21 protein-coding genes are annotated in these 20970 nt (G+C 70.8%); 13 read left to right on the top strand and 8 right to left on the bottom strand.

Annotated features, from left to right (window positions below; genetic code table 11):
* Positions 1-14: 14 nt before the first annotated feature.
* Complete coding sequence (locus AC07EJ_RS01715; protein WP_478883514.1) at positions 15-1700, bottom strand: urease subunit alpha; 1686 nt, start codon at positions 1698-1700, stop codon at positions 15-17.
* Positions 1697-2284, bottom strand: a complete 588-nt coding sequence (ureA, locus tag AC07EJ_RS01710) for an urease subunit gamma (protein ID WP_478883513.1) — start codon at positions 2282-2284, stop codon at positions 1697-1699. The genes AC07EJ_RS01715 and ureA overlap by 4 nt, the downstream gene beginning before the upstream one ends.
* 129 nt (positions 2285-2413) lie before the next feature.
* On the opposite strand from ureA, the gene AC07EJ_RS01705 reads away from it, so the two are divergent.
* The 4 genes from AC07EJ_RS01705 to rocD all read left to right on the top strand — a co-directional run bounded on the left by AC07EJ_RS01705 (position 2414) and on the right by rocD (position 6269).
* Complete coding sequence (locus AC07EJ_RS01705; RefSeq protein ID WP_389489689.1) at positions 2414-3613, top strand: PucR family transcriptional regulator; 1200 nt, start codon at positions 2414-2416, stop codon at positions 3611-3613.
* The gene (locus AC07EJ_RS01700) at positions 3610-4113 is read left to right on the top strand and encodes an Lrp/AsnC family transcriptional regulator (protein WP_362900200.1); all 504 of its coding nucleotides are present in this window, start codon (positions 3610-3612) and stop codon (positions 4111-4113) included. Before AC07EJ_RS01705 ends, AC07EJ_RS01700 begins: the two co-directional genes overlap by 4 nt.
* Before the next feature lie 96 nt (positions 4114-4209).
* A complete protein-coding gene (gene ddaH / locus AC07EJ_RS01695) occupies positions 4210-5049 on the top strand; it encodes a dimethylargininase (RefSeq protein ID WP_478883512.1) in 840 nt (279 codons plus the stop codon).
* The gene (gene rocD / locus AC07EJ_RS01690) at positions 5046-6269 is read left to right on the top strand and encodes an ornithine--oxo-acid transaminase (protein ID WP_393584992.1); all 1224 of its coding nucleotides are present in this window, start codon (positions 5046-5048) and stop codon (positions 6267-6269) included. Before ddaH ends, rocD begins: the two co-directional genes overlap by 4 nt.
* A gap of 327 nt (positions 6270-6596) precedes the next feature.
* Here rocD and AC07EJ_RS01685 read toward each other — a convergent pair whose 3' ends face one another.
* Positions 6597-8249, bottom strand: coding sequence for an IS1182 family transposase (locus tag AC07EJ_RS01685; protein WP_478883511.1), 1653 nt, complete (start codon positions 8247-8249; stop codon positions 6597-6599).
* 175 nt (positions 8250-8424) lie between these two features.
* Here AC07EJ_RS01685 and AC07EJ_RS01680 point away from each other — a divergent pair, with 175 nt between their 5' ends.
* Positions 8425-9120 (top strand): alpha/beta hydrolase, encoded by a 696-nt coding sequence (locus AC07EJ_RS01680; RefSeq protein WP_393581148.1) that lies wholly within the window; start codon positions 8425-8427, stop codon positions 9118-9120.
* A 97-nt stretch (positions 9121-9217) separates the two neighbouring features.
* Here the strand turns inward: AC07EJ_RS01680 and AC07EJ_RS01675 are convergent, their stop codons facing one another.
* The 3 genes from AC07EJ_RS01675 to AC07EJ_RS01665 form a co-directional block, all read right to left on the bottom strand.
* The gene (locus tag AC07EJ_RS01675) at positions 9218-10276 is read right to left on the bottom strand and encodes an LLM class flavin-dependent oxidoreductase (RefSeq protein WP_478883510.1); all 1059 of its coding nucleotides are present in this window, start codon (positions 10274-10276) and stop codon (positions 9218-9220) included.
* Positions 10276-10812 (bottom strand): SRPBCC family protein, encoded by a 537-nt coding sequence (locus AC07EJ_RS01670; protein WP_389478904.1) that lies wholly within the window; start codon positions 10810-10812, stop codon positions 10276-10278. Before AC07EJ_RS01670 ends, AC07EJ_RS01675 begins: the two co-directional genes overlap by 1 nt.
* A 127-nt stretch (positions 10813-10939) precedes the next feature.
* Positions 10940-11437: a winged helix-turn-helix transcriptional regulator gene (locus AC07EJ_RS01665; RefSeq protein ID WP_389478903.1), complete on the bottom strand. Its 498-nt coding sequence runs from the start codon at positions 11435-11437 to the stop codon at positions 10940-10942.
* 209 nt (positions 11438-11646) lie between these two features.
* Here AC07EJ_RS01665 and AC07EJ_RS01660 point away from each other — a divergent pair, with 209 nt between their 5' ends.
* Together AC07EJ_RS01660 and AC07EJ_RS01655 are read left to right on the top strand one after the other, a co-directional pair.
* Complete coding sequence (locus AC07EJ_RS01660) at positions 11647-12516, top strand: AAA family ATPase (protein WP_393581153.1); 870 nt, start codon at positions 11647-11649, stop codon at positions 12514-12516.
* Positions 12513-13967, top strand: coding sequence for a VWA domain-containing protein (locus AC07EJ_RS01655; RefSeq protein ID WP_478883509.1), 1455 nt, complete (start codon positions 12513-12515; stop codon positions 13965-13967). Before AC07EJ_RS01660 ends, AC07EJ_RS01655 begins: the two co-directional genes overlap by 4 nt.
* A 186-nt stretch (positions 13968-14153) precedes the next feature.
* Here the strand turns inward: AC07EJ_RS01655 and AC07EJ_RS01650 are convergent, their stop codons facing one another.
* Positions 14154-14813, bottom strand: coding sequence for a TOPRIM nucleotidyl transferase/hydrolase domain-containing protein (locus AC07EJ_RS01650; protein ID WP_389478900.1), 660 nt, complete (start codon positions 14811-14813; stop codon positions 14154-14156).
* An 80-nt stretch (positions 14814-14893) separates the two neighbouring features.
* On the opposite strand from AC07EJ_RS01650, the gene AC07EJ_RS01645 reads away from it, so the two are divergent.
* From AC07EJ_RS01645 to AC07EJ_RS01635, 3 genes are all read left to right on the top strand, one after another.
* Positions 14894-15523 (top strand): alpha-ketoglutarate-dependent dioxygenase AlkB, encoded by a 630-nt coding sequence (locus tag AC07EJ_RS01645; protein ID WP_389478899.1) that lies wholly within the window; start codon positions 14894-14896, stop codon positions 15521-15523.
* Positions 15524-15558: 35 nt separating this feature from the next.
* A complete protein-coding gene (locus AC07EJ_RS01640) occupies positions 15559-16101 on the top strand; it encodes a GNAT family N-acetyltransferase (RefSeq protein ID WP_389478898.1) in 543 nt (180 codons plus the stop codon).
* A 319-nt stretch (positions 16102-16420) separates the two neighbouring features.
* On the top strand, positions 16421-16942 hold the full coding sequence (locus AC07EJ_RS01635; protein WP_389478897.1) for a cupin domain-containing protein: 522 nt from the start codon (positions 16421-16423) through the stop codon (positions 16940-16942).
* 238 nt (positions 16943-17180) lie between these two features.
* Here AC07EJ_RS01635 and AC07EJ_RS01630 read toward each other — a convergent pair whose 3' ends face one another.
* Complete coding sequence (locus AC07EJ_RS01630) at positions 17181-17522, bottom strand: ArsR/SmtB family transcription factor (RefSeq protein WP_389478896.1); 342 nt, start codon at positions 17520-17522, stop codon at positions 17181-17183.
* A 107-nt stretch (positions 17523-17629) separates the two neighbouring features.
* Between AC07EJ_RS01630 and AC07EJ_RS01625 the strand changes: the two genes are divergently transcribed.
* The 3 genes from AC07EJ_RS01625 to AC07EJ_RS01615 all read left to right on the top strand — a co-directional run bounded on the left by AC07EJ_RS01625 (position 17630) and on the right by AC07EJ_RS01615 (position 20959).
* Positions 17630-18703, top strand: coding sequence for a cation diffusion facilitator family transporter (locus tag AC07EJ_RS01625; RefSeq protein ID WP_478883508.1), 1074 nt, complete (start codon positions 17630-17632; stop codon positions 18701-18703).
* A gap of 844 nt (positions 18704-19547) precedes the next feature.
* Positions 19548-20204, top strand: a complete 657-nt coding sequence (locus AC07EJ_RS01620) for a DUF3105 domain-containing protein (RefSeq protein ID WP_389478894.1) — start codon at positions 19548-19550, stop codon at positions 20202-20204.
* A 299-nt stretch (positions 20205-20503) separates the two neighbouring features.
* Positions 20504-20959 (top strand): cyclic nucleotide-binding domain-containing protein, encoded by a 456-nt coding sequence (locus AC07EJ_RS01615; RefSeq protein WP_389478893.1) that lies wholly within the window; start codon positions 20504-20506, stop codon positions 20957-20959.
* Positions 20960-20970: the final 11 nt, after the last annotated feature.

The raw sequence follows: 20970 nt of genomic DNA, 5'->3' as shown, positions 1-20970 counted from the left end.
GGTGGGTACGTCCCTCAGGCGAAGTGGTGCAGTTGGGCGAGGGGCAGTTCGGTGACGGCATCGGTCCCGGTGGGGACGTCGTCGACCAGGACGGGAGCGGGCTCGCGCGGCACGTGGACGCGCGGCGTGGCGGTGTTGTGCAGCATGTCGGCCCGGGTCAGGCCGCGTGCGCCGGCGATCGGCGCGTACTGCAGACCTTGCGGGAGCGCGGCGCGGGCGGCTCGGTCCTCCAGTGCGGCCTGCGCGACGAAGATCCGGGACAGGCGTGCGGGGGCGTCGCCGAGTGCTCCGAAGTAGGGGCGGTAGGTGCGGGGCTGGGTGAGGCGGGTGGAGCCGGAGCCCGATCCGGTGTTGCCCCAGGCCACGAAGCCGCCCTTGACGACGAGTTCGGGCTTGGTGCCGAACCAGGCGGGGTGCCACAGGACGAGGTCGGCCATGCGGCCCGGCTGGAGCGAGCCGACCTCGTGGGCCAGGCCGTGCGCGATCGCCGGGTTCAGGGTGATCTTCGCCAGATAGCGCAACGCCCGCGCGTTGGCCGGGTGTTCCACTCCCCCGCCGCCGTTCGCGAGGGCCTGCACATGCGCGAGCTGCCAGGTCCTGCGTACGGTCTCGGCCATCCGGCCCATGCCCATGGAGTCGGAGTTGACGATGCTGATCGCGCCCAGGTCGTGCAGGGCGTTCTCGGCGGCGATGGCGTGGCCGCGGATACGGCCCTTGGAGATCTCGATGTCGCTGGGCGAGTGGTGGTTCTGCCGGTGGACGGTCATCGTCATCGGGAACAGCTCGCCGACGGTGTTGCCGGTGTACGGAACCGTCGGGGTGGTCGACGAGGGAAGCACGTTGGGTTCGGAGAGGATCTCCAGGAGGTCGGGGTGACCGCCGCCGCCCTCCACGTGGTAGGCGTGCACGGTACGGCCGCGGGTGGCGCCGATGGTGTCGCGCAGATAGCCGGACTCGTTCATGGAGTCGGTGTGCATGGCGACGGGCAGGTCCGCCTGTTCCGCGGCGCCCAGGCACGTCTCGATGATGCGCGGGGTGGCGCCGAAGTCCTCATGGATCTTGAAGCCGCCGGCCCCTGCCAGTACGGATTCGTCGAGCAGGGCGCGCGAGGTGGAGGAACCGCGGGCGAGGAAGGCGATGTTGAGCGGGGTGCCGCGCCAGGACGCCATCAGGGTGTGCAGGTTGTGCGCCGGGTTGCAGCCGATCTCCCACACGCCGCCGAGGCCCATGCCGACGAGCGTGGTGACTCCGGCGGAGAGCGCGGCGGGCGCCACCTCGGGCGAGGAGAGGTGGACATGGCTGTCCACGATGCCTGGCGTGGCGATCAGGCCCTCGCCCGGGATGACCGAGGTGTGGGAGTCGATGGCGAAGTCGACGTCCATGACATCCGGGTTGCCGACGCCGCCGACGGCGACGATCCGGCCGTCCTTGATACCGATGTCGGTCTTGCGGACGCCCAGCACCGGGTCCATCAGGACCACTCCCGCGACCACCATGTCGAGCGCGGAGTCACGTGCGGAGCGCGGCGACGCCAGCAGTCCGTCGCGCACCGTCTTGCCGCAGCCGCCGAGCAGCTCGTCGCCCGGTGTGCCGTCGTCCTGTTCCACCTCGACCCACAGGCAGGTGTCGCCGAGTCGGATCCGGTCGCCGGTCGTGGGCCCGTAGAGAGCGTTGTACGTGCGGCGGTCGACCTGTGTCATGACGCCTCCTCATGGTGTGCCGTCACCACGTCGACTTCTCGTACGGCGCCGGGTTCGAAGGACAGAGCGGTGCCCGCCGGGATGTCGAGCCGCATGCCCGCGGCGGCCTCGCGGTCGAGGTCCAGGGCCGCGTTCGCCTCGGCGAGCGGGTAGTGCGAGGACAGGTAGACGGTGCGGTCACCGTTGTTGCGGACGGTCAGGCGGGAGCGGAGCCTGCCGGTGTTGATCACGACCGGGTCGGGTGCGGTGCGGACCGCTCCCGGCCCGGGGCCGCCACTCCCGCCCGTGGTGGGGATCGGGTGGTCGATCGCCACCAAGGACGTACCGCTCGGGAACAGGGCCTCGACCTGGATCGTGGTGACCATCTGCGGCACCCCCTCCATGACGTCGTCCTCCGTGAGGACCTTGCGGCCCGCCGCGATCACTTCGTCGAGACTCAGGCCGTCCCAGGCGGCTTCGAGAACCTCGTCGCAGATCAGGGCGATCGCCTCCGGCGCGTTCAGCCGGCGCCCGCGCGCCCTGCGGCGGCGCGCCAGTTCCGCGACGGTGAACAGCTGGATCCGCTCCAGCTCGCGAGGGGTCATATGCACAGCTACCCGGCCCTCCAAGCAGTGGAATTCCGGCCACGACCTGCCGGACACTCCAAGAATTCACGGGGTGTGGCGCGAAGCCAACGTTGATTTGGCGCCGATGGGACGGCCAAGATTGTGCACATGAACAGTGAGCCCGTCCTCTTCCCGCCTCCGGATCCCCGGGTCACCGAGCTGGCCCGGCGCTGCCTCGAAGACATCGACAGCCTCGTCGGCCTCTGGGTGGAGTGCGTACGCCCGGTCCGTGCCTCCTACGCGGACCGCGTCTCGGAGGAGGACTTCCGCGCCACGGCCTGGCAGGCGTTCGAGTACCTGCTGCGCAAGGTCGCCTGTCTGCCTCTGCCCGCGCACCTCGCCACGGTCTCCGAAGAGATCGGGGAGAGGCGCGCCCGGCAGGGTGTCCCCCTGGACTCCCTCCTCGCGGCGGCGCGCCTCGACTTCCGCGTGGTCTGGGCGGCTCTCGTCGACAAGGCGGGCGAGAAGGACAAGGCCGAGCTGGTGACGTCCGCGTACCACGTGTGGGAGGCCGTGGAGAAGCACGTCACCGGGATCATGACGGCGTATCAGCGCACCATCCTGGACATGGGGCGCCGCGCGGCGGACGAGCGGCGCATGTGGTTCGCCCGGCTCCTGGACAGCGAGGGCCGCAATCCGACGGTGGTACGGGACGCGGCGCTCGCTCTCGGCTTCCAGGCCGACGACCGGTTCCTGTGCGCGGTGGCGCCGCCGCAGCACGGGGCCGGGCTGCGCAGGTCCGCGGCGGCGCTGCGCACGGCGGAGGCTCCCGTCCAGTTGCAGGAGGTCGCGTCGGATCTGGTGCTCGCCGTGCAGCTGGGCCGGCGCACCACGGCGGACACCGTGCTCGCGCTGCTTCAGGAGACGCCGTGCGGGGTCGCCTCCGCCGCGGCGGGGCTTGCCTCCGTACCGCGGGCGGTGGTCCTTGCGACGGCCACGGCGCGCGTGCTGCCGGTGGACGCCGCCGGTCCACGGCGGCTCGAGGACAGCTGGCTCGATGTTCTGGTGCAGCGCGCGGAGGGCTTCGGGCGGGATCTCGCCGACGACGTCCTCAGCGGGCTGCACGCGGAAGCGGTGCCCGCCGGCGAGACGAAGCGCCTCCTCGATACCGTACGGTCGCACCTGGCCGGGACCGGGTCCGTCGCGGACACGGCGGCCGCCCTGTACTGCCATCGCAACACGATCCAGCAGCGGATCAACCGGTTCGCCGAGCTGACCGGCCGCGATGTGCGGCGCCCCGAGGACGCCGCCTTGGTGGCCCTCGCCCTGCGCGCCCGTGACCAGCACGAGAAGGACCACCGGCCATGAACAGCAAGCACGTCGCGTTCGACGACCTCGACCGCAAGATCGTCGCCGCCCTGATCGCCAACGCCAGGACGAGCTTCGCGGAGATCGGCGCGGCCATCGGCCTGTCCGCCACCGCGGTCAAGCGGCGCGCCGACCGGCTGCGCGAGAACGACGTCATCACCGGGTACACCGCCACGGTCCGGCCGGCCGCGCTCGGCTGGAGCACCGAGGCGTTCGTCGAGGTGTACTGCGACGGCGCGGCCCCGCCGCGGCGCCTGGCCGAAGTCGTGCGCAACCATCCGGAGATCACCTCCGCGATGACCGTGACGGGCGGCGCCGACGCATTGCTGCACGTCAGGGCCACGGACGTCGGTCACTTCGAGGAGGTCCTCGAACGCATCAGGGCCGAGCCGTTCGTCCGTAAGACCATCAGCTACATGGTCCTTTCCCATCTCCTGCCGGACAGTGCGGAGGCCGGCGCCCGCGAGCCGGCCCCCGACGACGCAGCGAACCTGCGCTGACATCCCCTTTTACGCAGCATTACTGCGGTCACACGCATTCAACTGACCTTGTCGAGCGTGACCGCCGCTTCCTACCGTGGAGACACCCTCTGATCGTTGTCCCGCTGGAAGCGGAGGTACCCGTCTGTGCCCAGGCGCTATCTGGTGTGCGAGCCTCGATACTTCGACGTTCAGTACGCCATCAACCCGTGGATGCGTGACGACGTGCGGGTCGACACCGCGCTCGCCATCGCGCAATGGCAGAACCTCATCGAGACCTACCGCGCGCACGGGCACACGGTGGAAACCGTGCCGCCCGTCCCGGGCCTGCCCGACATGGTGTTCGCCGCGAACTCGGCGCTCGTCGTGGCCGGCCGCGTCCTCGGTTCCCGCTTCCATGCGGAACAACGCCGCCCGGAGTCCACGGAGTACGAGACGTGGTTCAAGGCGGCGGGCTACGACGTCCACCGCCCGGAGTCGGTCTGCGAGGGCGAGGGCGATCTCGTCCCGGCGGGCCGCTATGTCCTCGCGGGCAGTGGATTCCGTACGACGCGTGCCGCGCACGACGAGGCACAGGAGTTCTTTGGCGTACCGGTCATCGGGCTCCGCCTGGTCGACCCGTACTTCTACCACCTGGACACCGCGCTGTTCGCCCTCGGCGATCCCGATGATCCCGGCGGCGGCACCGTCGCGTACTACCCGGAGGCCTTCTCGGCCGGGAGCCGCGAGGTGCTCGCGCGCCTCTTCCCGGGCGCCGTGCTCGCCACCCGCGACGACGCGATGGCCTTCGGCCTCAACTCCGTCTCCGACGGCCGCCATGTCTTCGTCGCCCCGCGGGCCACCGGGCTCATCGAGCAGCTCGCCCACCGCGGATACGTCCCCGTCCCCGTCGACCTCTCCGAGTTCCACAAGGCCGGCGGAGGCATCAAGTGCTGCACCCAGGAGATCCGTTCATGACCGTCGCCCCCGTCCAGGCCCCGCGTTCGTCGGCCGAGCTCATCAGCGCCGAGACGCCGGTGCTCGCGCACAACTACCACCCGCTGCCTGTGGTCGTCGCCCGCGCCGAGGGCACCTGGGTCGAGGACGTCGAGGGCCGCCGCTACCTCGACCTCCTCGCGGGTTACTCGGCCCTCAACTTCGGCCACCGCCACCCCGCCCTCATCGAGGCCGCCCACCGTCAGCTCGACCAGCTCACGCTGACGTCACGCGCCTTCCACAACGACCGGCTGGCAGGCTTCGCCGAGGGCCTCGCGGAGCTGACCGGGCTCGACATGGTGCTTCCGATGAACACGGGCGCCGAGGCCGTGGAGAGCGCCGTCAAGGTCGCCCGCAAGTGGGCGTACGAGGTCAAGGGCGTCCCCGCGGACCGGGCGACGATCGTCGTGGCCGGCGGCAACTTCCACGGCCGCACGACCACGATCGTCAGCTTCTCCACCGACGAGTCGGCCCGCGCCGGGTTCGGGCCGTTCACGCCGGGCTTCCGCGTGGTCCCCTACAACGACCTGGCCGCGCTGGAGGCCGCGGTCGACGAGACGACGGCGGCCGTCCTACTCGAACCCATCCAGGGCGAGGCCGGGGTGGTCATCCCGGACGACGGCTATCTCACCGGGGTGCGCGATCTGACGCGGCGGGCCGGCTGCCTGTTCATCGCCGACGAGATCCAGTCGGGGCTCGGCCGCACCGGCCGCACCCTCGCCGTCGACCACGAAGCCGTACGCCCCGACATGCTGCTCCTGGGCAAGGCGCTCGGCGGCGGCATCGTGCCGGTGTCGGCGGTCGTCGCGGGGCGGGACGTCCTGGGGGTGCTGCGGCCGGGCGAGCACGGTTCCACGTTCGGCGGGAACCCACTCTCCGCCGCGGTCGGCTCCGCCGTCGTCGACCTGCTCGCCACCGGTGAATTCCAGCGCCGTGCGGCGGATCTGGGCGAGGTGCTGCGCGCCGGGCTCGAAGGACTCACCGGCAAGGGCGTCACCGGCTTCCGGGCCCGGGGGCTGTGGGCGGGCGTCGACATCGACCCGGCCATCGGAACGGGCCGCCGGATCAGCGAACTCCTCATGGAGGAGGGCGTGTTGGTCAAGGACACCCATGGCTCCACGATCCGGCTGGCCCCGCCCCTGACCATCACCCGCGAGGAACTGGAGTCGGCGCTCGACGCGCTCGGGAGGGTGCTGGGCTAGGGTCTTTCGTTTTGGATCAGGCCGGGTCAGGGAGCGGGGGCATGGGGGTGCCCCCTGCTCGAGCGCAGTCGAGAGCTTGGGGGAGCGTGCATCGCAAGGCGGAGGAGGGAGTCGACGCGATGGGGGTCCCCCCTGCTCGAGCGAAGCCGAGAGCTTGGGGGAGTCGGGGACCGACGACGACGCAGCGAGGTGCGGTGCCAGACCCCGCGAGCCCGGCATGATCCAGACGAGAGGCCCTAGCCATGGAACGCCAGGTCACGGCCCGGCCACCGTCTGCGGGATGCTGTTGGTTAACGCGGGCCTGGTTGTATGCCCTTCGCCCCGCCGCTATACGGCGGGGCGAAGGGCTGTCAGGGGGCTGGTTCGGGTGCGGGCTCGAGGTGTGTCGGTGAGCCAGGCGTTGATGCGGATGAGGTTCAGTGCGGCGCCGGTGAGTTGATGCTGGAGGCTGGTCTTGGCCAGTCCGCGGTAGCGGGATCTGCGGAGATCGCAGGCGTGCACGGCCTGGGAGACAGTGCCTTCGACGCCAGCACGGATCTTGTAGCGGTCCTTCCACTCATCGGTCGCCTGGAGCGTGCGCGCCTGCTTGAGCACCTCGTATTCGTCGCGGGGCCTTAGGTTGATCTCCCGCTGCCGGGGCCTGGCCGAGTTGACGCATTCCCGTAGCTGGGGACAGGGCCGGCAGTCGGCCGGGGAGAACCGGACTCGCACGGTCGGCAGGCCCTCCTCGGAACGGCGCTGGGCCCATTGCGTGCTGACCGCGCCGTTCGGGCAGGTCACCTGCTGGTTGTCCCAGTCGATGGTGAACGCGTCCTGGCCGAAGGTGGCATCGCCGCGGGCATGCGGGACGGTCACCTGCTTCAGCGGACCGTGCAGGTCGACGTGGTGGTCACGGCGGGCGGCGGCTAGGGCACCACCATTGGCATAGCCCCTGTCCACCCAATGTTCGCGCGGCAGCAGCCCCCGTCGGGCGAATTCTGCATGAACCGGGGCCGCCATCCGGTCGTCGGAGACGCTGGCGACCGTCGTCACCATGCTGGTGACCAGATGCGGAGCGTCGGGGTCGCACGTCTCCGTGACATGAACCTTGTATCCGTCCCAACGGATGTCACCCTTGACGCTGTTGCGGGCCTCCAGCTCGTAGGGGCTCACCAGTCGCGTTGCACCCGGTGGCCGGTCTTTTGGGCCCCGGCGGGCCACCTCCCCGTCGACCATGTGGAAGTGCTGCACCCACACCTGCCGCAGCACCTCCGTCTCCGGCAGGGTCCGCAAGAGCGAGGGCGCCTCCTGAGCCCAGATCATCCGCAGCAGGTGCATGCCGTCGCCGCCGATCCTCCGATACACCTGGTCTCGACGGGAGCGTTCCCTGGGGAAACGGGAATCGTCTGCTCGGGTCGCGTAGTGCTTGAACCACTCCGGCCTGGCGTGCTCGCTCAACCAGCCCGGTTCGACCAGGGCCACGGCATTCAGTGCTGCACGCAGAGTTTCCTCGACCAGCCCCAGCTGGTTCAGCTCGCGCACCGCCAACAGCACATGCGTGGAGTCGGTCCGAGCACGGCCCCGCGCGGCGACCAACCCCCGGTCTCGAGCTGCTATCAGTACGGTGTCCAGGATCCCGCGGCCCTCATCTGCCTCGACAAGCCGGTCACGGAACTCCGAGAGCACCGAGAAGTCGAAGCCGCAGTCAGCCAGCTCCAAGCCCAGTGCGTACTTCCAGTCGATGCGAGCCCGGACCGCCTCCGCGGCCTGTCGGTCGGTCAGTGACTCCACGAACTGCAGCACCAGCACCATCGCCAGCCGGCCCGGCGACCAGGCGGGCCTCCCACGCACCGGGAACAGGCCGGCGAACTGCTCGTCGCTGAACAACTGCCCCAACTCGTCTCTCAGCCGGATCGCCAGGCATCCTTTCGGAAACGCAGCTCGCGCCACCCTCATGGTCTCCGCCGGGATTTCCCCAGACCCCTTCGGCTGCATCGACATCCGCACCCACCCCACACGAAAACGTCGGCCTTCAAGACCACAACCGGATCTTGAAGGCCGACGTCACGCACAAGGCCGATTAACCAACAGCATCCCGTCTGCGGTGGCCGGGCCGTGACCTCGGGCTTAGCGTGGGAAGGGCCGCTCTCCCCGATCGAAATTGGTGTGTGTCGTCATGGCCGACAAGCCGACTGTCGTTCTGGTCCACGGGTTCTGGGGCGGCGCCGCCCACTGGGCCAAGGTCATCGTGGACCTGCACAACCGCGGCTTCCGCTCCCTGCACGCGGTGGAGAACCCCCTGACCTCCCTGGCGGACGACGCCGAACGCACCCGCAAGATGGTCAAGCAGGTGGACGGTCCCGTGCTCCTGGTGGGGCACTCGTACGGCGGCGCCGTCATCACGGAGGCGGGCGACCTGCCGAACGTGACAGGCCTCGTCTACGTCGCCGCGTTCGCGCCCGACGCGGGCGAGAGCCCTGGACAGATCAGCCAGGAACTGGCTCCCGCGGCGATCGAGAACCTCGCACCCGACTCCGACGGCTACTTGTGGATCAAGCAGGACAAGTTCCACGAGAGCTTCTGCCAGGACCTGCCCGCGGACGAGGCCCTCGTCATGGCCGTCACTCAAAAGGCACCCCTGGCCTCGACGTTCGGGGACAACGTGACCGCTCCCGCCTGGCGGGTCAAACCGACGTGGTACCAGGTGTCGACGGACGACCGCATGATCAATCCGGCCAACGAACGCCGCATGGCCGAGCGGATGAACCCGCGCGCCGTCGTCGAACTCGCCGCAAGCCACGCTTCGTTGGCCTCGCAGCCGGGCCCGGTCGCCGACCTGATCGAAAAAGCGGCGAACGAACTCTCCGGCTAGTAGCGGGGCGGGCGCCCCGCGGGGAGCGCATGCCAGATCCCGCGAGAGCCCAGCCTGACCAGACCCCGCGAGCCCGGCATGATCCGAACGACGGGCCCTAGCGCTCCTCCCGCCCCACGTCCCGTACGAGATCCAGCGCCCTGCCCAGGGTGGTCAGGCGGGCCTCCAGGGTGTCGCCGGCCGGGTAGAGGCGGACCGTGTCGACGCCCGCGGCGCTCCAGACCCTCAGGCGTTCGCGGACCATGGGCTCGGTGCCGATGAGGGTGGTGGCCAGGACCATCTCGTCGGTGACCAGGTCCGCGGCGCCCTCCCGGTCGCCCGACTGCCAGCGTGCACGGACCTCGACCGCCGTATCGGCCCAACCCTGCCTGCTGTAGGCGTTGTTGTAGTAGTTGGTGCTCTCGGAGCCCATGCCGCCCAGGCTGAAGGCCAGTTCCTTCTTGCGGCCCGCGACCATCGCGCGCAGCGCGTCCTCGTCGTCGGCGAACGCCACCTCGGCGCCCTGACAGATGTCCAGGTCGGACCGCTTGCGCCCGGCCGCAGCGAGTCCGGCGTCCAGATGGTCGAAGTAGGCCCCCTGCGCACCTTCCGGCACGAAGCTCGTGCCGAGCCAGCCGTCCGCGATCTCGCCGGTCAGTCGCAGCATCTTGGGCGAGAGCGTGGCCAGATAGACGGGCAGGTCGTGCTCGGCCCGCATGGACAGGCGCATCGGCTTCGCCTCGCCGCCCGGCAGCGGGAGGGTGAACTCCCGTCCCTCGTAGCTGAGTTTCTCGCCTGCCGCGGCCTGCCGGACGATCTCGACGGTCTCGCGCATACGGGACAGCGGCCGCGCGAAGGAGACGCCGTGCAGGCCCTCGATCACCTGCGGCCCCGACGGGCCGAGTCCGAGCAGGAAGCGGCCTTCGGAGATGTTGGACAGGGTGATCGCGGCGCGGGCGATCGCGGCCGGGGTGCGGGTGGCCAGCTGGATGATCCCGGAGCCGAGCAGCATCCTCTCCGTGCGCGCCGCCAGATACCCCAGCGGCGAGGGGGCCTCCGAGCCCCACGCCTCGGCCACCCAGCAGATGTCCATCCCGAGCCGCTCGGCCTCGGTCACGAAATCGACGGTCTCACGCCAGCTGCCGCCCGAGGCCTCGATCGTCGTAGACGTACGCATCACACGCCCCGCCCTTCCGGAGCCGGGCCGCCCTCGGCCAGGTCCTTGATCGCGTCGAGCGTGGCGGTGATGCTCCGCTCGAACTCCCGCAGCCGCACGAACACGATCTTCTGCTCCTTCTCCGGCATCGCGTCGATCGCGTACGAGAGCCCGGAGCGGCCGGGCCCGAGCTGCATCCACTGGGCCAGCTCGGTGCCGCCGTCGTCGAGGTGCGTCAGGGTGAACTTCCACAGAGCGCTGGGCTGTTCGGGGTCCTCCACCGCCCAGGCGAACACGCGTGGCGGCTCGCACCGGACGACGTACGAGGTGGTCTGCCACTCCCCCAGCGACTCGTGCTTGCTGCGCCCGAGGAACCGGCCGCCGAGCGTGGGGCCCGCCGCCCCGTCCAGCCAGGCGACCGACTGGAGTTCGGCGCTGAGCGTGGGCATCAGGTCGATGTCGGAGACGAACTCCCACACCCGCTCCGGCGACGCCAGGACCCTTCTGCGGACCTCGACCGTCGGTTTGTCGGCGTAACGCGCGCCCGTCCACTCCATTGCCGGTTGCCTCTCCGTCTGCGGGAATTTCACTGGGCGGGTCCGTGAAAAGCGACCCTGAGCACGAGAGTTGCGTAGATAGACTCACTCGTCAAGAGGCAACGTCGAAGGGTGGGACGACGGGGAGTCAGTCCGCGAAACGGGCCTTGATGTCGGGGCGTTCCGCGAGGCGGGGCGGATAGCCGGGGCCGAGGCGGGGCCGCGTGTTCTCGGCCGTCATCGGCTCCTTGCACTCGCTGCACACGACCTCGGCATGGCTCTCGTGGCCGCACCGGTCGTGGTGGAACACGACGGGCGGCCCGGCCTCCTCCGCCAGCCAGCGGTCGCCCCAGCGGTTCATGGCCGCGAGCACGCCGAAGAAGTCGCGCCCCATGTCCGTGAGGACGTAGTCGTAGCGGACGGGCTCGTGCTGATAGGCCCGTTTCTCCATGAGTCCCTCGTCCACGAGGCGCCTGAGCCGGTCGGCCAGGGTGTTGCGCGCGATGCCGAGCTCCTCCTGGAACACGTCGAACCGCTTGATCCCGTAGAACGCCTCGCGCAGGACCAGCGGCGTCCACCAGTCGCCGAGCAGGTCCATGGTGCGGGCGATGGAGCAGGGCCAGTTGGCAAAGGAGGTCCGCCTCATGCCGTCAGCATACGAGGGTCTCGGATTGAGACCCAGCAGTTCGGGCCGCGAGGACACTCCAGTAGCCGACCGGTTCGGGCGTTCCGTACGACTGTGGCACGTGACCTACGACGCAAAGTCCGCGTCACTGTTGTGGAGCCCGTCGCGGAACTGATCCAGTGGCCGGAGACCAGCCGGCGCGCGGCGCCGCACGAGGAGGGGGCTCACGCATGACGACCGGGTACTTCACGTCTGTCGACGATGTGTCCGCGCGGCTCGCCGCGACGGGCTACCTGGCGTCCCCCGCGGTGGCCACCGCCGTCTTCCTCGGCGACCGCCTCGGCAAGCCGCTCCTGGTCGAGGGCCCCGCGGGCGTCGGCAAGACCGAACTGGCCAAGGCGGTCGCCGAGGTCGCCGGCGCCACCCTCGTGCGACTCCAGTGCTACGAGGGCGTAGACGAGTCGCGCGCCCTGTACGAGTGGAACCACGCCAAGCAGCTCCTGCGCATCACGGCGGGCCGCGACGAGTCGTGGGACGAGACGCGCACCGACATCTTCAGCGAGGAGTTCCTGCTCCCGCGCCCGCTGCTGACGGCGATCCGCGGCAGCGACCCGAAAGTGCTGCTCATCGACGAGACCGACAAGGCCGATGTCGAGGTGGAGGGCCTGCTCCTGGAGGTGCTCAGCGACTTCCAGGTCACGGTGCCCGAGCTCGGCACGATCAGCGCGACGCGCCGCCCGTTCACCGTCCTCACGTCCAACGCGAGCCGCGAGCTGTCCGAGGCGCTGCGCCGCCGCTGCCTGTTCCTCCATATCGGCTTCCCCGAGGAGGAGTTGGAGCGCCGGATCCTGCGGCTGAAGGTGCCGGGGCTCGACGAGGCGCTGGCGCAGGCCGTGGTGCGGGTGGTCGGCGCGCTCCGCGCGATGGACCTGCGGAAGGTGCCGTCGGTCGCGGAGACCATCGACTGGGCCCGCACGCTCCTGGCCCTCGGTGCCGGAACACTCGACGAGGACGTAGTACGCGACACCCTCGGCGTCGTCCTCAAGCACCAGGAGGACGTGCTGAAGGCCGCGGCCAAGCTGGATCTGGACGCCGTGTGACCGGGGCGACGGCGACCGGTGTCCCTGAGCGGCTCACCGCGCTCGTGCAGGCACTGCGGTCGCACGGCGTCCGGATCGGCACCGGCGAGACCGTCGACGCCGGGCTCGCCGTCGAAGCCCTCGGACTCACCGACCGCGAGTACCTGAGGGAGGGTCTGGCGGCGGCGCTGCTGCACAGCGAGGGCCAGCGGGCCGTCTTCGACCCCGTCTTCGATCTGTATTTTCCCCGGAGCGTCGGCGCCCCGCTGGACACACGGCACGCGCCGGCCACCGAGAGCGCACGGCCGTGGCAGGAGTCCGACACGGCCGCCCTGCGCGAGCGGCTCGCCGCCGCACTCGCCGCCAACGACCAGGAAATGCTGGACCGGTTGGCGGCCGAGGCGGTGGACGGCCTCGGCGGCTACGGCCTCACGGCAGGAGCGAACGGGGCGGGCGGACCGGGTGGGTCCGGAGGAGGGTCGGGCCGCTCGGACGGCTGGTCCTCGCATCAGACGCTCGCCCGGCTGCGCCCGGAGACGCTGCTCGCCAGGATCCTCGCCGGGATCCGGGCCGGGGCCACGGACGGCGACGAGTTCACCGACCGGCTCCAGGCGGACGAGATCCGCCGCCGCATCCAGGCGTTCCGCGAGCGCGTGGGCACCGAGGCGCGGCGCCGGGTCGCCGAGCGTCGCGGCACCGACGAGATCGCCCGCCGTGCCATCGCGCCGACCGCCGACCGTGTCGACTTCCTCATCGCGGGCCGCGCCCAGCTCGACGAGCTGCGCCGGGCGGTTCAGCCGCTGGCCCGGAAGCTGGCGACCCGCCTCGCCGCACGCAGACGCCGGGCGGCGCGCGGGCGGATCGACCTGCGCCGCACGCTCCGTGGCTCCCTGTCGACGGGTGGCGTCCCGATGCGTCCCGTGCTGCGTCGCCGCCGCCCCGCCCGTCCCGAACTCGTCCTCCTGTGCGACGTGTCCGGCTCGGTCTCGGGGTTCGCCAACTTCACCATGCTGCTGGTGCAGGCGCTGCACGACCAGTTCAGCAAGGTGCGGGTGTTCGCCTTCGTCAACCGCGTCGACGAGGTGACCGACCTCATCGGCCGCGGCACCGCCGGGCCCGAGGGACTCGGTGCCCGCATCCTCTCGGCGGCGGCCGTGACCGGCTGGCACGGAAGCAGCGACTACGGCACCTCGCTGGGCGAGTTCGCCGAGCGGTACGCGGACGCGGTCGGCCCGCGCAGCACCGTCTTCGTCCTGGGCGACGCCCGTACCAACATGAGCGACCCGAACACGGGGGCGCTGCGGGACGTCGCGTCGCGCGCCCGCAAGGTGTACTGGCTCAACCCCGAACGGCGCGCGCTGTGGGACTCCGGCGACTCGGCGACCGACACCTACGCGGAGATCGTCGAGATGTACGAGTGCCGCAACGCCCAGCAGCTGAGCGCGCTGATCGCGCGACTGCTGCCTGTCTGACGCTGTCCGATCGAGCCGTTCGCGACTCTTGGGGCGGACGTGCGCGCCGGGGGTCGGAAGTGTGCGCCGGGTCAGTCGTGCCGGTCAAGGTCCAGTCGTGCCAGGCAATGTCCAGGCGTGCGGGCGGAGCCGGACGCACGCATCCGAGTCAGAGGCGGGCATCGGAGTCAGAGGTGAGCATCCGAGTCAGAGGTGGGCGAGCAGCCGGTCCAGTGGCCGCGGCACCCGGTCGGGGTCGAGCCGTTCCACGAGTGAGCGCGCGTACTGTGCCTTCCGGCCGCTGTGCGTCCCCATGAAGCGGCGCAACTGCCGCTCCACACCCCGCTCCCGCTGTGCCGGCTGCTTCTGGAAGGTGCGGAAGGACCTCAAGTCGCCCTCCACGTCCAGGACTTCCTGCACGGTGTCCACGCCGAGGCCGCGGATCAGCTCGTCCTCCAGATCCGCGACACACACATAGAAGCCGAGCTCCTCCATGTCCGCGTGGGTGAGGTGCGGACGCGGTCCGGTCCGCTCCAGGACGCTCCGGAAGTAGTGCTCCTCCCCCGCGTCACACAGCCCGGCGACGGTGACGTCGAGCCCGTCCGGGCCGCACACGGCGAGGAATCTCCCGATGCTCATCGCGCCCCCGAGCGGCAGCACCACCACGCCTTCCTCGTCGAGCCTGCGTCCGCGCCGCCGGGCGAGCGCCTCGACGGCGACCAGATCGCTCTCCCCCTCGACCAGGACGACCTTGCGCACGCCTGCGGCGACGGCCAGCGCGCGGGCCGCTTCGGCGACGGGCCCGTCGTCACCTCCACGCGCCGCCCACGCTCCGGCCGCCCGACGGAACCGCCTCATCTCGTCCACAAGCCCAGTTTCGCAGGGAGCGGGGTGCACACGTCCAGTTAATTAGCTCACGCGTTCGAATTTAGGAGTACGCTGCCCTCATGGCAACGCACCAACTCCAGGGGTCCCTGTTCGACCAGAGCGACGACGTGCGACTGCGGCCACTGGACGGGGTCCGCAGGACCGTGCTCGGCGAGGGGGCCTGGATCGACCTCCTGCCGGGCTGGCTGAGCGGCGCCGACTCCCTGTTCGAGCGGCTGGCCACCGACGTGCCGTGGAAGGCCGAGCGCAGGCAGATGTACGAGCGGGTCGTCGACGTGCCGCGCCTGCTCGCCTTCTACGGCGCGGGCGAGCCGCTCCCCCACCCCGTCCTCGACGAGGCGCGGCAGACACTGTCTGAGCACTACGCGGCCGAGCTCGGCGAACCCTTCACGACGGCCGGGCTGTGCCACTACCGCGACGGGCGCGACAGCGTCGCATGGCACGGCGACCGCATCGGGCGCGGCGCCCGCGAGGACACGATGGTCGCCATCCTGTCCGTGGGCGCACCCCGCGACCTGCTGCTGCGCCCACGCCGCGGCGGCGACGTGGTGCGTCGGCCGCTGGGCCACGGCGACCTGATCGTGATGGGCGGCTCCTGCCAGCGGACGTGGGAACACGCCATCCCGAAGACGACCCGGGCCGCGGGCGGACGGATCAGCATCCAGTTCCGGCCACACGGGGTGCAGTGATCCCAAGAGGCCGCCCGGATGCGAGAATCCGCGGCGTGACGGGCACGAACGAACTCACGGTGCGCCCTCGCGCCGACGCCGACCTGCCCGGCTGCGTCGAGGCACTCGCCGGAGTCCAGGCGGCCGACCGCTATCCGGTGTACTGGCCCGCCGATCCGGAGGGCTGGCTGACTCCTCGCGACATGACCGAGGCCTGGGTCGTCCTGACGGGCGCCGACGTCGTCGGGCACATGGCGCTCACCCCGCCGGGGCCTGCCCTGGCATCGGCCGCCGGGCTGCCCGAGGCACATCTGGTGGCGGTGGCGCGCCTCTTCGTCAGCACCCGCGCCCGGCGACGCGGAGTGGCCGCCCTCCTGCTCGACCGGGCGATCGAGACCGGCGCGGCACGCGAGCAGACAGCGGTCCTGGAGGTCGAGACGGCCGCGAGCGCCGCCATCGGCCTCTACGAGCGCGCGGGCTGGCGCCACGTCGGCACGTCCACCGCCGACTGGACGACCGCCGACGGCCGACTCGCCCGGATGCGCGCGTACGTCGCGCCCCCGGCATCCATGAACTGCTCGCATCCAGCGAACTCCTGACGAATCATCAGGTCACCGCGCGAACCGTCAGGGGCGGCCATCAACCGCGCCAGCCTGCCCCTCGCCGAACCCTCGCCGAACCCTCGCCGGACGCGGTTCCAACGGCGATCAGGTGCCGAACCGGCGGCAACGGACAAACCTTGACATCCGTTCGACCGGCTCTCTACGGTCGGCCGTGGATCTTGAGCGTTCCGGCACGGCACCGACCGGACCGGGAACGCCCTGGTCTCCGTCGTCATCGGCACCCACACCGGCGCGCGTCCGCCGCACTCGGCGCCGAGCCACCGGCGACGGCCCGCCCACGACGAGCAGGACTGCCATGGCCACACCTTCACACGCCGGCGACTCCCCCGAGCGCGACGCGTTCCACCCCGACCTCCCGGACCACGACGCGCCGCTGCCGTTGCGCGCCCGGCTCCACCACATCCGCGCGGGCGAACTCGACGGCGACACCGCGCAGACGGGCGGCATGAGGCGGTTCGCGGCGATCAGCGGGAGCACGGTCGGCTCCGAGCGCATCTGGATGGGCCAGACGCACGTGACCCCCGGCACTGCCTCCTCCAACCACCACCACGGCGCTTCGGAGACGGCGATCCACGTCGTGAAGGGCCACCCGGAGTTCGTGTTCCTGGACGACTCCACCGGCACCCCGGAGGAAGTCAGGCTGCGCACGGCACCCGGCGACTACATCTTCGTGCCGCCCTACGTCCCGCACCGCGAGGAGAACCCGAGCCCGGACGAGGAGGCGGTCGTCGTGATCGCGCGCAGCACGCAGGAGGCGATCGTCGTCAACCTGCCGGAGCTGTACGTACTCGACCAGGATCCCCCGGCGGGGAACTGACACCGCGTCACACGTCACCACCGCGGTCACCTGGGTGGCCCGGGGCACAGATGAGCCCGTAGTTCACGCGCCATCCCCTCCGTCTCGTCGTCCGTCACCCACTCATTCTCCGGTCGGCCAAGCATCGCGAAGCCCTCGGGCCCTCGGTGCTCCTGCGGGAGAACGGGCGGCCTGGGCACGATGTGGAAGTGCCCGCGCACTGCGGAGCGTGACCGGCTGCGACAAGACTCCGGGGATCCTAGGAGCCCGAGCCGCGCCTTCCGTGGTCCGCGAGGTTGAGCGCCTCGCTCACCAGGCGTCGCAGATGCCCGTCGGGCAGCGCGTAGATCATGCGACGCCCCTCCTTGCGCACGGTCACGAGGCCCGCGAGGCGGAGTTTCGCCAGGTGCTGGCTGACGGCGGGCCGGGCCGCACCGCACGCCTCGGTGAGCGTCGTGACGTCGGCCTCGGCCGTGCCGAGCGTGTGCAGCAGAACGAGACGCGTGCGGTCGGCGAGGAGGCCGAGGAGTTCGGCGGCGTAGGTCAGTTGTTCATCGCTCGGATCTTGCGGGTGCGCATCATGCGCAGGTGATAGGTGCATGCGTGCGCTCATACGCACATAATGGACGGGGCACCTTCCGGTGTCCAGCTCCTGTCGGATCCGATCCGATCCGTCCAGCCTCCGCCCCGTCCAGGAAGGCCCGACTCTTGAGCCCTCAGCACGGACACGCGCCCCACGACGGTACGCATCACCACGGCCGCGACCACGACCACAGCCACGGCTCCGCGCCGGAAGCGGCTAGGTGGCGGCACCGGCTCGCGCACGTCCTCACTCCGCACTCCCACGAAACCGCCGACAAGACCGACCGGGCACTCGAAGCCTCGGCTCAGGGGCTGCGCGCCCTGTGGACCTCACTGGCCGTGCTGGGGGTGACCGCGGCGGCACAGGCGGTCGTCGTCGTGCTCTCGGGCTCGGTCGCGCTGCTCGGCGACACCGTCCACAACGCGGCGGACGCGCTCACCGCACTGCCCCTCGGCGTCGCCTTCGTCCTGGGCCGGCGGGCCGCCAACCGCCGCTTCACGTACGGATACGGGCGCGCCGAGGACATCGCCGGGCTCGTCATCGTCCTGACCATCGCCGCCTCCGCGGCGTTCGCCGCGTGGACGGCCGTGGACCGGCTCGTCAACCCGCGCGACATCACGTACCTGCCGGCCGTGGCCGCGGCGGCCGTGATCGGGTTCCTCGGCAACGAATGGGTCGCCCGCTACCGCATCCGCGTCGGCCGTGACATCGGTTCCGCGGCGCTGGTCGCCGACGGACTGCACGCGCGTACGGACGGGTTCACCTCGCTCGCCGTGCTCATCGGGGCGGGCGGCGCCTCCTTGGGCTGGCGGCTCGCAGACCCGATCGTGGGCCTTGCCATCACCGCCGCCATCCTTCTCGTGCTGCGCGACGCCTGCCGTGAGGTCTTCCGCCGGGTGATGGACGCCGTCGACCCGGACGTCGTGGACCGCGCCGAGCAAGCCCTGAGCCACGTACCCGGAGTGCTGGCCGTCGGCGAACTGCGGATGCGCTGGATCGGGCACCGGCTGCGCGCCGAGGTCGCCATCGTCGTCGACGGAACGCTCAGCGTGCGCGCCGCCCACGAGGTCGCGGTCGCCGCGGAACACGCCCTGCTGCACGCCGTCCCCAAACTCACCGGCGCACTGGTGCACGCCGACCCGGCGCCCGACCCCGGCGTACCCGATCCCCACGCGGCACTCGCCCACCACTCCTCGTAGACACCACACGGCGCAGACACCACACCTCGTGGAGACCGCGGTACTTCGCCCCCTCGCCAACTGGGCGCTCACAGGCACCGCTTAACATCACCGGTGATGACCGGAAGCAGGACGCAGCGTGCGAGGCGCGGCGCGTGGTGGGCCACGCGGGTCGCGGCACTCTGCCCTGCCCTGAGCATGCTGCTCGCCGCGCTGGTGATGTGCCTGGGCCCCGCGGCCCACGGCACGGACGGCATGACGGAAGGCTCCCTTCCCACTCCCACGGTCACCTCTGTCCCGGCTGTCACCTCGACTCAGCATCACGTGCAGTCCGCGTGCCCTCACGTGGGCGAGACCGTCGCGCGCCGGGGCGACTGCCCGGCCGGGGACACGTGCTGCGACCCGGTGTCCCGGGGTGTACGCGTGGTGCTCTCCTCTCCCGCCCAGCCCCATTCGGCAGTGCTGCCCCGGATGCCCGCCGCCGCGATGCCGGATGCGCCGCCTCCGAGCCCCGCGGGTCTCCCGCCCTCCGGGACCGCCCCTGATCTCCACGTGCTCCAAGTCCAGCGGACCTAGGGCCTCTCGTTTGGATCATGCCGGGCTCGCGGGGTCTGGTGCGCACATCTGCGGCGTTGTCGTCACTCGCCGACGCTCCGCGTCGACTCCCTCCTCCGCCTTGCAGCTGCACGCACCAGACCCCGCTCCCTGACCCTGCCTGATCCAAACGAAAGACCCTAGGCCGATGTCGGGCCGGCGCGGCGTCACCCGCCTCGCCGCGCCGCACGCGCGCTCGCGCACACCACGACATCACCCACCCGTCCCGCAGAACCGCCGCGACACCGCACGGCGGCGAGGAGTCATACCCATGAGCAGAACCAGCAAGAAGGCCGCGGCCACCGCGCGCAAGACCCGGATCGACGAGATGCGCCGCGCCCAGCAGGCCCGCGACCGGCGCAACCGCATCATCACGATCACGCTCAGCACGGTCATCGTCGCCGGGCTCATCGGCTTCGGCGCGTACGCCATCGACAGTGCGAACGACAAGGACGACCAGCAGACCGCAGCGGCGAAGAAGCCCGTGCGGGGCGTGAAGAGCTGGGACGCGAAGAAGCTCGGCCGCAACCATGTCACCGAAGCCGTCACGTACAAGATGAATCCGCCCGTCGGCGGGGACCACAACCAGGCCTGGATGACGTGCGACGGCACCGTCTACACCAAGGCCATACCGAACGAGAACGCCGTGCACTCCCTCGAACACGGTGCGGTCTGGGTGACGTACAACGGCAAGGCCGGTGACAGCGATGTCGCGAAGCTCGGCGAGAAGGTCGCCAAGACGCCCTACTCACTGATGAGTCCGGTCGACGACCAGGCCGGTCCGGTCATGCTGTCCGCGTGGGGCCACCAGCTCACCGTCGACAAGGCCTCGGACCCGCGGGTCGAGCAGTTCTTCACCAAGTACGTGCAGGGTGCGCAGACACCCGAGCCCGGCGCCGCTTGCACTAACGGCCTGGAGGGGAGCTGATGACAGCATCGGCGGACACCGCCAGGTCCGGCGAGACGGCCGGGCGCTCCGCTCCCGTGCGGTGACGTGGAGTGGGCCGTCCCGTCGACCCCGGGACGGCCCCTCTGTGTCACTGCCCCTGGACATCGCGCGAACGCGAACAGGGCGCCACGGATGTCGTCGAGGGCTTTCCGCTGTCGCTACGAAGCCGGCGTGTGGCTCTGCGTGATCCGTGCGATTCGGGGCCGCCCCCGGGGTGCTCAATCGGCCCATGGCGGCTCCAATGGAAGACGGGGAACCTCGGCGAGGAGGCCTGTTCCATGACGAACGCGACGCGACTGCTGACCGCCCTCCCTCACGCGCACCGCGAGCGGCTGATGACGCTCGCCAAGGAGGTGTCCTTCGACGAGGACGAGCGGATCTTCGAGGAGGGCCACACCGCCGACCGCTTCTGGGTCGTGCGCTCGGGCGCTGTCTCGCTGGACCAGCAGGTCACCGGGCACAGGCGGGTGACCGTCGCCTCGCTGGGCTCGGGTGACCTGCTCGGCTGGTCCTGGCTTTTCCCGCCGCACCAGTGGGACTTCGGGGCCGTGGCGTTCAGCCCCGTACGCGCCTACGAATTCGACGCGCAGGCGGTGCGCGAGCTCTGCGACGCCGATCCCGCGCTGGGCATGATCCTGATCCGCACCGTCGCCGAGATCCTCGCGTACCGGCTCGGAGCGACACGCGCCAAGCTCATGGAGCAATACTCCATCCACCGGACGCAGCCGATCTGACACCGGCCGCA

The sequence above is a fragment of the Streptomyces sp. NPDC045026 genome, assembly GCF_056432625.1.
Note: the sequence above shows the minus strand (reverse complement) of the source record. Positions and strands in the feature narration are given on the sequence as shown.